General features: G+C 60.7%; 12 protein-coding genes. 8 read left to right on the top strand and 4 right to left on the bottom strand.

The window, feature by feature from the left end; genetic code table 11:
• Positions 1 to 79: 79 nt before the first annotated feature.
• A complete protein-coding gene (locus tag ASF41_RS16575; RefSeq protein WP_244479684.1) occupies positions 80 to 628 on the bottom strand; it encodes a hypothetical protein in 549 nt (182 codons plus the stop codon).
• Between the two features lie 622 nt (positions 629 to 1,250).
• Positions 1,251 to 1,790: a hypothetical protein gene (locus ASF41_RS24100; RefSeq protein ID WP_244479683.1), complete on the bottom strand. Its 540-nt coding sequence runs from the start codon at positions 1,788 to 1,790 to the stop codon at positions 1,251 to 1,253.
• A gap of 405 nt (positions 1,791 to 2,195) precedes the next feature.
• Between ASF41_RS24100 and ASF41_RS24095 the strand changes: the two genes are divergently transcribed.
• The 6 genes from ASF41_RS24095 to ASF41_RS16550 all read left to right on the top strand — a co-directional run bounded on the left by ASF41_RS24095 (position 2,196) and on the right by ASF41_RS16550 (position 7,005).
• Positions 2,196 to 2,435 carry a DUF2188 domain-containing protein gene (locus ASF41_RS24095; protein WP_082504639.1) on the top strand — a complete coding sequence of 80 codons (240 nt, stop codon included), beginning with the start codon at positions 2,196 to 2,198 and terminating at the stop codon, positions 2,433 to 2,435.
• A 400-nt stretch (positions 2,436 to 2,835) separates the two neighbouring features.
• On the top strand, positions 2,836 to 4,353 hold the full coding sequence (locus ASF41_RS16565) for a sensor histidine kinase (RefSeq protein ID WP_056218038.1): 1,518 nt from the start codon (positions 2,836 to 2,838) through the stop codon (positions 4,351 to 4,353).
• On the top strand, positions 4,350 to 4,715 hold the full coding sequence (locus ASF41_RS16560; protein ID WP_056218039.1) for a response regulator: 366 nt from the start codon (positions 4,350 to 4,352) through the stop codon (positions 4,713 to 4,715). Before ASF41_RS16565 ends, ASF41_RS16560 begins: the two co-directional genes overlap by 4 nt.
• A gap of 129 nt (positions 4,716 to 4,844) precedes the next feature.
• Positions 4,845 to 5,594: a Crp/Fnr family transcriptional regulator gene (locus ASF41_RS16555; RefSeq protein WP_056495086.1), complete on the top strand. Its 750-nt coding sequence runs from the start codon at positions 4,845 to 4,847 to the stop codon at positions 5,592 to 5,594.
• Between the two features lie 34 nt (positions 5,595 to 5,628).
• On the top strand, positions 5,629 to 6,285 hold the full coding sequence (locus ASF41_RS24090) for a sensor histidine kinase (protein ID WP_162242128.1): 657 nt from the start codon (positions 5,629 to 5,631) through the stop codon (positions 6,283 to 6,285).
• Between the two features lie 552 nt (positions 6,286 to 6,837).
• Entirely contained in the window at positions 6,838 to 7,005 is a 168-nt protein-coding gene (locus tag ASF41_RS16550; protein WP_156394212.1) for a hypothetical protein, read from the top strand.
• Positions 7,006 to 7,230: 225 nt separating this feature from the next.
• On the opposite strand, the gene ASF41_RS16545 is transcribed toward ASF41_RS16550, so the two are convergent.
• The gene (locus ASF41_RS16545; protein WP_082504635.1) at positions 7,231 to 9,123 is read right to left on the bottom strand and encodes a chloride channel protein; all 1,893 of its coding nucleotides are present in this window, start codon (positions 9,121 to 9,123) and stop codon (positions 7,231 to 7,233) included.
• Between the two features lie 78 nt (positions 9,124 to 9,201).
• On the opposite strand from ASF41_RS16545, the gene ASF41_RS16540 reads away from it, so the two are divergent.
• Entirely contained in the window at positions 9,202 to 9,639 is a 438-nt protein-coding gene (locus tag ASF41_RS16540; protein WP_056218048.1) for a MarR family winged helix-turn-helix transcriptional regulator, read from the top strand.
• A gap of 8 nt (positions 9,640 to 9,647) precedes the next feature.
• Here ASF41_RS16540 and ASF41_RS16535 read toward each other — a convergent pair whose 3' ends face one another.
• Positions 9,648 to 10,775, bottom strand: coding sequence for an HPP family protein (locus ASF41_RS16535; protein WP_056495083.1), 1,128 nt, complete (start codon positions 10,773 to 10,775; stop codon positions 9,648 to 9,650).
• A 394-nt stretch (positions 10,776 to 11,169) separates the two neighbouring features.
• Here ASF41_RS16535 and ASF41_RS25075 point away from each other — a divergent pair, with 394 nt between their 5' ends.
• Positions 11,170 to 11,463, top strand: a complete 294-nt coding sequence (locus tag ASF41_RS25075) for a hypothetical protein (RefSeq protein ID WP_156653336.1) — start codon at positions 11,170 to 11,172, stop codon at positions 11,461 to 11,463.
• Positions 11,464 to 11,483: the final 20 nt, after the last annotated feature.

Raw genomic sequence — 11,483 nt, 5'->3', positions numbered from 1 at the left:
CCATCACGCGCAGGCTGCCTAACCTCTCACCCCAGATGGACCAGAGCCTCCGCTCCTGAACACCGCTGAATGTCCCAAATCATCTGACGACAGACAGTACCACCGTCTCGCCGCGCTGGCGGCTGATGGAGGGCGCTGAGCGCCGCACGGGTCGGCGCAGACGATGCCCATCCCGTTCGTACTCAATGTGCTCGATGAGCTTGCCCGGTCCCTCGGTCCAGTAGGTGCGCCGCCACTCCGCGTAGCGCTCCAGATCCGTGTCCGTGATGGCATCCACTGGTTTGGAGCCGAAGTAGCCGATGAAGAAGCGCCGAATCATCGAGGGCTCGCTCTTGCCCTGATCCGCTCGTCGTTCACCCCGCTCCACCTCGCGATGAATCTGCGCGATGAACTCCTCAGCTACGGCCTCAAAGCTGTGTAAGCGGGCTGTGAGGCCCTGCTTGGCCCGGTAGGTGGCCTGGTACCAGATGGCGTCAGCCCGGCGCTCAGCCTCCGCCCGGTCATCCGTATCCAGCGACCGCTTGATCTGCCCCTGCCCTCGCACGCTGAAGCGCATCTGCCACCGCGTGCTGCCTGTGCGCCGAAACAGCTGAAAACGCTCGGCTTGGCTGCTGGCTGCGGTGCTCACGATGAGGCCTGCCTGGTTACTGCGGTGCCCGAGGGTGCGCTAAAACTGCGCTAGAAACCCTATTTGGTACTCTCAGTGCCAGCGGCTAGGCCCTTCATCCAAAACACCTTTTTCCAAAGGGTGCGCTAACACTGAGCTAGCATATAAAGCCGTTTTCCGGCAGCTCAAAGAGCAAAGAAAAAGCCTGCTAAGTCATTGACCTAGCAGGCTAAAACTTTGGTAGCGAGGGAGGGATTTGAACCCCCGACACAAGGATTATGATCTGCGCGCGAGCGTGGCTAAGTCATTGATCGCGCACGCGTCTCTGATGCGCTGCGCTAGCTCTGTGCTACCTGCTGCTCAGGTGCCCCTGCCCTACCCGCTCATCGAGCTAGATCAAGCGCTCACCGGATGCTGGAGCTCTGATCCGAGATCCAGCTCCAGTATTGCCGACTGGTGGTCAAGTTCAGCCAGAACAGCCTGGAGGTGCAGGTCCGGAAGCAACGTGGCCATCTGATCGAAGTGCTTATGGTGTACGCGCAACTTTCGCGCTGGGCAGATCCCACTGCGCTGCGCACGTTGTGTCAGAATCTCTACAAACTCCTGCGCCACAGCTGAGTGGCTCCTATCCATCCGCTGCACCTCAGACCGTGTCTCGTACAGCGTGGTTTCGCGCCTGATCGCTGCCATGCGTGGAGGCCCTCGTCAGCTTAAAAGTCTCTGGTAGCTCTCTGTTATGCGGAGGAGCTCCTGCAAGGCGTCGGTGTGACAGGTGCGTGATCCTTACAAGGACGTTTGAGCCCGCCACCACCTTCCCGAAACGGTCACGCAACGGCGTCGGATGCGGCATGACCGGTACGCGCGTGCCACCGGGTTGTTCGAGCAGCACTTGCAGACCTCGCACTGCACGACCCTGCCGGAAAGCGACCGCTAGCGGCCAGTTCTCACGACGCAGTGCTGTGCCGTCAGTGTCATAGATGCGCCAGGCGCCGCACCAGCGCTCTTCACCAAGGACCGGACGGCGACCCCACAGCTCGGCGGCTGCATCGTTGTAGTAAGTTAGCCAACCATCGGCATCGGTGGTGTAGACAGGAGCTGCAATCTTCTGCAGCAGGTCGGCACGCGTAGGCTCATAGTTCCAGCCGGGATCAGGCGGCGAGAACTCGTACTCGTCGAAGAACATTGGGTGCCTCCATCCGCGACTTCGCTGTCGCATCCGGCTAAGGCTTTCCTTTCACATCAAAGACTGATTGACAAGCGGAACTATGCAGAACCTGTGTGGTGATGCTGTTATTATCAGATGTTATTCATACGCTCGTGCTAGATTGTAGTATGCGATTGCTGATTGCGCACAACCGTGTTTTGGCGCCTGGATTTTGTATTCTGCCTCGCTTTTTTTGATCTGTAGCGGGTGACGAACATGGGCGTGGATGCATGGGGGCGTGAGGACCACTTGGCAGTGCTGATCAGTGCCACTTTGCGCAGATGGTTCGGACCATGCTGTGATCACTCCGGGGCACGGGATTGCGTCTCTCGGGACTGGAAGAGCAAAGTGCTGCTCAACCTCATACTGAAGCGAGGGTCTGCTATGACACGTGTCACGTACCAGGTCGTCGAGCACGATGGAGGCTGGGCTTATAAGGTTGCGGATGTGTTCTCCGAGACGTTCCCAACCCGTAGTGATGCTCATGTTGCCGCTGAACGTGCAGCTGCTGAGCAGCGCGCGCCCGACAAAGACACGGTGATCAGCTACGAAGATGAGAAGTATCGGTGGCACGATGAGACTGCTCGCGGCAGCGATAGGCCTGAAACAGCTGTAGAGGACTGATCTTGCTGCCTATGATTAGCCGCGGCGGTAATGCTTTTTGTCCGTTCGAGGCGGTGCGACGGTTATTCGAGCTAATCGAGACGAGCGTGCCAGGCGGGGAGGCTCTAGAAAAGCTTAAATACGTCATATAACGCTTGTCCAGCAGGTGTCATTTCGGTAACTTGTTTCGCTTTGTAATTCACAATGTCTTTTTTCGGTAAGTGCTGTCGTTTTTGATGTGACGTGCTTGAGCAAGCGCCATTGGGACTCCGGGCTTGCGAAGCTGGCGGTCCCGTTCGGAATCGGGTGTCGGTCGGTACCCAGCGGGGACATGGAGCCGCGTCGTAGCTTTGTCTCAAGGCCTATATGAAGGCCGTGCAGGTTGGCGTATGATCTAAGCAGCTGCTCTGGAAGAACGCCCATGTTAAGGCAGAGTGTACCAGACCAAGGTGAAGTCGGGCGCCTGATCGCACTTGATCGTTATGCCATCCTCGACACTGACCCTGAGCCAGCCTTCGACGACCTTGCGCACCTCGCCTCACAGATCTGCGAGACCCCTGTTGCGTTGATCAGCCTCGTTGCGGCTGACCGACAGTGGTTCAAGGCAAGCCACGGTTTCGGCTGTCCGCAGACGCCTCTGGAGCAGTCTGTCTGCCGCCATGCTCTCATGCAGACTGGACTCCTCATCATCCCAGATCTGGCTCTCGATCCGAGAACCCGCGACAATCCCCTTGTAGCGGGCGAGCCCCACATACGCTTCTACGCTGGAGCGCCACTTGAGACGCCAGAAGGCGTGGCACTTGGCACACTCTGTGTGATCGACACCCATCCCCGGCCCGACGGCCTCACCGATGCGCAGGCTAACAGCCTCGGGGTGCTTGCGCGCCAAGCCATGGCTCAGATGGAGCTCCGGCGTGTGAGGGCTGAGCGAACAGGAACGGCGCTGCAGCTTAATGAGGAGCGATTTCGGGCTGTGGCTAACCTCGTGCCCGGCTTCCTCTGGAGCGGTGACGCCTCAGGGCGTGCTAGTTGGTTTAGCGAGCGCTGGTATGCCTACACCGGTCAAGCTGAAGCCGATGCCCTTGGCTATGGTTGGCAGGAAGTGATTCACCCTGACGAACGCGAGCGGCCGCTCACGGCCTTCCGATCAGCGATGAAACAGGGGCAGCCGTATAGTTGTGAGTACCGCATCCGCGGCAACGATGGCGCATACCGCTGGTTCCTGGACCGCGCTGAGCCCATTCGTAATGCGGCAGGGCAGATCACGCAGTGTTATGGAGCTGTCACCGACATTCAGGAGCTGCATGAGTCGCAGCAACGGCAAGCCGTAATGGTCGACGAGCTGCAGCACCGCACCCGCAACCTCATCACGGTCGTGCGTGCAATTGCGCAGCAAACGATGGCCCAGACAGGCCCAACCGAGCAGTTTCGTGAGCCGTTCTACGATCGGCTCGCCGCGCTCTCCCGTGTTCAGGGTCTCCTCTCCCGTTCGGATCAAGAGCCAATCACCCTGCAGGTGCTGATCCAGACAGAACTCGACGCCCTCGGAGCCGGCATGCACGGACGTGTAACGCTTGAAGGTCCGTCCGTGAAACTTCGCAAGGCTAGTGTGCAGACGCTTGCATTGGCTCTGCACGAGTTGGCCACCAATGCCCGCAAATACGGGGCTTTGGCCAGCGCACAGGGGGAGCTCTGGGTAGGCTGGGACACTTATAGGGGAGATTGCGGAGAGCCTTGGCTGTCCTTGCTGTGGTTGGAGGAGGGCATAAGCGGGCTCCAGGAGGGCAGCGCGATCCGGAATGGTTATGGGCGTGAGCTGATCGAGAAAGCGCTACCCTATGCTCTCAAAGCTCGAACCAGCTACGTGCTGGGAGAGACGGAGCTGCGTTGCTCCATCGACCTCCCACTCACCGAGGGTGCAAAGGCGCGGCGCCGATGACCTCTGCAGCAAATCCATTGGCTGGTCGTCGTGTGCTGATCGTCGAGGACGACTACTTCATCGCGCAGGACATGCAGCGCTCGTTCGAGGAAGTCGGAGCTGAGGTGCTGGGGCCTGTGCCGAGCATTGAAGAGGCCCTGGAGTTGATTGCGGCCACAACCGATCTCGAGGCAGTGGTGCTCGACATTAACCTACACGATGGGCTGAGCTATCCCGTGGCTGACGCTCTGCAGATCCGTGGTATGCCATTCGTGTTCACCACCGGATACGAGAAGTCCGCGCTTCCGGCCTGCTATGCAGGTGTGCGTCATTTCGAAAAACCAGTCGACGCCGCGCAGATCATCGGCGCGCTCTTTGGCTGACAGGGAGAACAGGTCTGGACCGCGCTAGAGTCTTCTGGCCTAACGAGAGCAGCTTCAGGATGTCTCACCGGTAGAAACCCTAAAGTTTTTGGTCGATATCCTCCCTGTCCGCGCTTCGCAAAGGGTCACATGCCTCATCATCTGATCCGCAAGCTTGAGCAGTTCACCAAGCTCTCCGCTAGCGACAAGCAGGCACTGAAGAACGCGGCCAGCGCGCAACGCAGGTTCGGAGCACGAACCGACATCATCAGCGAGGGCGACGCGCCTTTACATATCAACCTTATTTTGGAAGGTTGGGCCTGCCGCTATAAGCAGCTCGATGACGGCCGACGCCAGGTTATTTCGCTCTTTGTGCCGGGCGACTTGTGCGATGAGCACGTTTATTCCTTGCGTGAGATGGACCACTCCGTCGCAGCGCTTTCGCCCGTGAACGTAGCCGAAATTACACGTCCTATGCTCGGTCAAATCATGGAGGAACATCCGCGCATTAGGAAGGCTTTGTGCTGGAACGCGTTGGTTACCGCAGCGATCCAGCGTGAATTGACGGTAAGCTTGGGCCAACGTACCGCAACCGAGCGACTTGGCCATCTGCTGTGCGAGCTGTTTGTGCGCCTGCGCGGTATCGGCTTAACGCAAGGGAACTCCTATGCTTTGCCTCTGACACAAGGGGAGCTCGTCGAGGTTCTCGGGCTCTCAAACGTACATACCAATCGTACGGTGCAGGAACTGCGCAGGACTGGGCTGATCATGCTGAAAGGTAGATATTTGCAGATCCCGGACTTCGCCGCACTGCAGGCCGCCTCGCTGTTCAGCCCGAACTACCTGCACCTTAACTATGAAGGCCGTGACTTCGACGCCGGCGAACCTGAGCTCTCCTAAAATGGGTTTGGCCCAAGAGTACCCTGGAGCTTCGATGACGATGGGATCTGACTTGAGCGTTCAGGCGCAAGCGGCTTTGCTGGCTGAATTGCAGCACCGGGTGCGTGGCACCCTGGCAACAACACGGCTCATTGCCCGGCGATCGGCCGAACTCAGCGAGAACTTGGAGGACTATGCCGCGCATCTTGACGGGCGCTTAGCTGCCCTAGCGCGGGTGCAGAACGTCATCATTCAGAACGCCACGGCCGGGGTTGATTTCGGCCACCTCGTAACCGACGAACTCACAAGTGTTCACGCCTATCAGGACGGGCGCGCGCGCGTTGAAGGTCCAGAAGTACGGCTGCATCTGCGAGCGGCTGAACCACTGGCGTTGGCGCTGCATGAGTTGGCAACGAACGCACTCAAGTTTGGAGCTTTGGCAAGTCCGTCAGGCCGCTTAGCGGTGACATGGCAGATTGAGGAGCAGTTCGGAGGCCTCCAACTTGTGTTCGATTGGGTTGAGAGTGGCGTTGTCCTGCACGATCAAGCCCCATCTCGTCGTGGCTTTGGCACAGTGGTCCTACAGGAGATGTTGTCCCACAATCTGAAGGCACAGGTGAGCTTCACTTTCGCATCGAGCGGTATGAGCTTTCGTATGGTGCTACCGCTGAACGAGCGCGTTCTCCACGACACGGACCCATCCGCAGTCTAGGTGGCTATGAAGAAATGTTGGTGTTGCGGTCATTGTGCTCGCAGCGCGTGATATAGATAGAAGCCGTTCAGTCGCACCGCGTCGCTTGCAGCCTCTGGCCGGAAGCCGGCAGGTGTTGGCTCATGACCCTTGATCGTGCCTCCGAATTCCCAATCCCCGCCATGAAGGAAGGTCGGCACAGGCTGATCCTGAGGCACAGCGCATCGCAGCGCTGATTGCTGCTTACGCCGGAAAACGTTGTAGGCGTGAGGAGCCTGCATAGCGGATGCACTCCAAGTTTTATCTCGCTAAATTTAGAACACAGTAAACGTGTCTCACCTATGCGTCCGCAAGCATGGCTGATTAGGTCTCAACGCTGGATTAAATGTCAGCGCGTTCGCTAAATGGGGCGTGTAGGTACGACTGCGCCGACGGCGGAAAAATTTTTAGGCGATCGTTTTCGCCAGTCAGTCCCATGTGCCGATGTGGTGATCCGCCGATAGAGCAGCGCGTTGGTGGGCTGTCCAGCTTGTATTCGTACGAAGTCCTTTACTGTGCACGATGCGCGCGATCATGTCAGCCACCACATTGGAACATGGCTTGAAAGACTTCCTGGTGCCCAACCAGAAAGGTTGGTGCTGGCGGCAGGCGGGCGCGAAGTACCGGGTCAAAGCCATAGTAGGTAGCCAAGAGCTCGGGTTCTGGTACGCCAATGCAGAGGCGGTGCCTTCCATCGCCTAAGCAGGCAGCCACGAGCATCATGTCCCGTGGACGGCCAAACGCCTCGAACTGGTCCTCGAATGTTGCGCGGATGTCGGTCCAATCAGCATCATCGAAAAGGCGTGTGACCCATAACATCGGGATCTCCAAACAAAGCTAGACTAACTTCTATCTCACCGCATGCCTGCAGACTGGACCAGGTATCGAGCCCGTAACGAGAACTGCAAATAAAGTGGTGGCGAGCACTTAGTTATCAGGCCGCGCTGCGGCTTGCGCACGCTTTCGCGCGTATCGGGTCTTCGCGTGCCGAAGAGTGCGATGGCCGAGGAAGGCCCGGCGCTCCCGCTCGGACTGAACGACCGTGGCACGGACCTGCAGAAGATCCTTGCGGGTGAGCAGGCCCACCAGGGCGCCGCTCGCCGCATCCGTTACCGGAACCCGGCCCTGCGCGGCAGCCATCATGATGTCGAGGGCGCGGGCGACGACATCCTCCGGATGAACGACGGCCAGGGCGGCATCGGAGACCCGCTCCCCGAGGCGCTGCCCGGCATGCCCGCCCTCCGCCGTCCAGCGCAGGGCATCGCCGCGGGTGACCAGGCCCACCGGGCGTCCCTGCCCGTCGACGACCGGGTAGGCGTGATGCGGCCCGGTCTCGATCGCCCGCATGGTGTCGGCGATCGACCGCTCCGCATCGAACACATCGACCGTGCGGGTCATGACCGCGCCCACGCGCGTCAGCTCGTAGGGATCGAGCCCGTACTCGCGCGTCACGTGCTGCCCGCGCCGGGCGATCTTCTCCGTCAGGATCGAGCGCTTCAGCAGCAGCACGGTCACCGCGTAGGCCGCGACGGTGGCGGCCAGCAACGGGGCCAGGATGTGAACGTCGCCGGTGAGTTCCACCGCGAAGAGCGCCCCGGTCAGGGGCGCGCGCATGGTGCCGCCCAGCATGGCGGCCATGCCCAGCAATGCCCAAAAGCCGGGTGTACCGGGCAGGGCGAGACCGACGACCCAGCCGAGGGCACCGCCGAGGATGAGCAGGGGTGCCAGCACGCTTCCGGACGTGCCGGACGAGAGGGCCACCAGCCAGATCGCGGCCTTGACGGCCAGGATCGTTAGGACGGCCCGGGCGGCGAGATCGCCGGTCAGGAGATCGCCGATCACGTCGTAGCCGACGCCGAGCGCACGGGGTTCGATCAAGCCGCCCAGCCCGACGAAGAGCCCGCCGATCGCCGGCCACCACATCCAATGGATGGGCAGGCGCTCGAAGGCGTCCTCCAGGACGTAGAGGAGTTTCGTCAGGAGGCCCGACTGCAGTCCGGCGAGAATGCCCAGTCCCGCGCAGGCGATCAGGCCCCACCAGGGCAGGGCCGGATCGGCCGAGAACGGGAACAGCGGCCCGGCTCCGAAGAGCAGCGGGCGCCAGCAGGTGGCCGTGATGGCGGCGGCGGCCACCGGGATGAAGCTGCGCGGGCGCCACTCGAACAGCAGCAGCTCGACGGCCAGGAGCACGGCCGCGATCGGTGTCCCGAAGATCGCGGTCATCCCGGCCGCGGCGCCGGCCACGAGGAGCGTCTTGCGCTCCGCCGCGCTCAGGTGGAAGAACTGTGCGAACAGGGAGCCGATGGCACCGCCCGTCATGATGATCGGCCCTTCCGCACCGAACGGCCCGCCGCTGCCGATCGAGATCGCGGAGGAGATCGGCTTGAGCACGGCGACCTTCGCCGACATGCGGCTCCCGCCGATGAGGATCGCCTCGATGGCTTCCGGGATGCCGTGCCCGCGGATCTTCTCCGAGCCGAAGCGCGCCATCGCCCCGATCACGAGCCCGCCCAGGACGGGCACGAGCACCATCCAGGGGGTCCGCGCCGCGGCGGCCATGGAGACCGGCATCGTGTCGAGGCGGCCGAACCAGGCCAGGTTCGTCACGAGCGTGATCAGCTGGACGAGCAGCCAGGCCGCCAGCGCTCCGCCGGTGCCGACGACGAGCGACATCGCCACCAGGATCAGGACGCGCCGGTCGGTGGTGAAATCGCCGAGGGGCCGCTTCGCGCGAAGCGCAAGTCCTCCGAGCCGTCGCTCCGCACCCCGTCTCTCTTCGAGGCGTATCTCGTCGATTGCGCTCGGCGTGTCCTGCTGCATGTCTATCCTATCCGACGTAGGCGTAGATATATATCGTATGACGATATAGTCCAGACGCCTTCGGCAGAGGGGACCAACATGGAGCAGAAGGCGTCGTTCTCGAAGGGATTGTCGAGCGAGCAGTACGCGGCTATCGCCGCCTTTCGGTATCAGCTGCGGCGCTTCCTCGCGTTCAGCGAGGCGGCCGCGCAGCAGGCAGGGCTTCCGCATCAGCAGCACCAAGCCATGCTCGCCATCGCGGGGCACGTGGGTTCAGAAGCGCCGAGTGTCGGCGTCCTTGCGGATCGATTACTGATCGCGCCCCACACCGCGGCCGAGCTGGTATCTCGGATGGTCGAGGCGTCCTTGCTGACCAAGACACGAAGTGCTCACGACGCGCGTCGCATGGAACTCGCCCTCACTCCACGCGCGGAGTCGATTCTGGCCGAGCTGACGGCGGCGCATCTCGAGGAACTTCGTACGATGGAGCCTGCTTTGGTTCGAGCGCTTGGAAAGCTCGATACCGGGTCCGTTTGAACGACCCGTCAGGATAAAGGTACGAGTGACTTCGTGGACGCAGAACGAGCGAGTGTCGCGAGAAGATCTGTCTGCGTGATGATGCCGAGAACTTTACGATCCGCCGAGGTCAAGACGATCGCGTGGGTGCGTCCATCGCTGAGGGTCGGAACGAGGCTTACAGCGGGAGCGGCAGGATCCGCCGTTCTTGCTGCTGACATGGCTTCCACAATGCTGCCCGTATCCTGGCGAGCCAGTTCACGCAGTCCCAGCGTTCCTTTCAGCTGTCCCCCGGCGTCGACAACCGGGAGCGTTCTGATGTTGTGCGTGAGCAGAAGCTCGCGCGCGTGATCGATGGTTTCATCTAGGCTGATCGTGATTACATCACGTGACATTACATCGCGGCAGGTCAGATCACCTTGCGTTCGAACGAGGGCGTGATGTTCGACTTGGCGCAAGAGCCTGTCGAGATCAGAGCGGTCAATATCCAATGCTTCGTTGAGCTCGGCCAAAGCGGCATCCACGTCGTCCGGCGTAAACCCGACGCGGATCGATGCAGGCAGATCGGCCGTCCCGTGCGTGTTTACTGGAATCGGGACGGCAACGTGCGGATAATTGCGGCGAGAAATCTTGTGAAACAGTACGCCGAGGGCGACCAGGATCAACGAGTTGATGCAGACAGGGAACAAGGGAAACGTGAAGCCGGCCGAAGTGACCGCCGGACCGCCGATGAGAGCCGTTAAGGCAGCGGCGCCGCCGGGCGGGTGAAGTGACCGCGTCACCGACATCGCCGCGATAGCTAGCGAGACCCCCACGCCGATCGCGATGACCGGATCTGCGATGAGGTGGGCGGCGAGCACACCCATGAGCGCTGAGATGGTATTGCCACCGATGACCGGCCAGGGTTGGGCGAGCGGACTGGCGGGCACGGCAAAAACCAGAACCGCTGAGGCACCCATCGGTGCCACGATCAGCGGGATGTGCGGTCCCTCCCCGAAGAACAGGCCGCAGATCAAGCCGGTGAGCGCGATGCCTATCAAAGCTCCTACGCAAGCGATGAGACGCTCGCGAAGCGTGGCGCCCGCAAGGATCGGCCGAAAAATGCGAAGACCGAAGATACGGCCTACCTGTGGAGGAGAGGTGGCGGGATCAGGCATGCGAGAGCTCACTCGGTCTCGAGAAGGATTGAGATCCACCGAACGGAAAGGATACGTCAGCCGCACGTGCCCAAAGTCCGTTGGAGCGAGCGGAGGATTGGTGCTCAAGCGGCGGAGTGCCAGAGGCAGAGGCGGGTCGAACCGAGGATCTTGGCACCCAGAGACCTCTAAGGTATACGTGGTGTGAACCTTCTAGCGACGAAGCGCTCGGAATGCAACATTGGTATGCAGTATGCCTAATACCAAGGCAGGCCGCGTCAGCCCTAGCGGTGGCAGAAAGCGCGGCTGCTTCTCTCAGTCAGGTTTGCCCTAGCCTTTTCAACATATCAGCGTTGGTGAGAGGTCTTCCTCATCAGGAATGGTCCCTCCGTTATCCATCGACTTCCGAGCCGCTATGATGCTCGTGCTGTTGACGGCGTGTGCGATTTTAGGATTTTTTAGCTTCTTAGATTTGTTTAGGGGCGAGTGGGGAAGTGTTGTCACTAAGGATGCTCGAATCACACTCGGCGTCAGCGCTTATCTGTTCGCAAATACCATAATCTACGAGGAAGGCGGACTTACCGCGGCAACACTCGTCACACTCCTGGGATGGCTTATCAACGATGCTGTGCAATTACCCAGGCCCTTGCGCGGGTCGGATTTCGCTGATTCCTTCATGGGATGGGGCGCAGCGATCTTGAGCGGTTGAGCCGCGAGGAGCTGATCGAG

This window comes from Methylobacterium sp. Leaf111 (assembly GCF_001423285.1).
Classification (GTDB): domain Bacteria; phylum Pseudomonadota; class Alphaproteobacteria; order Rhizobiales; family Beijerinckiaceae; genus Methylobacterium.
The sequence above is the reverse complement of the archived record's forward strand: the minus strand, read 5'-3'. Positions and strand labels throughout refer to the sequence as shown.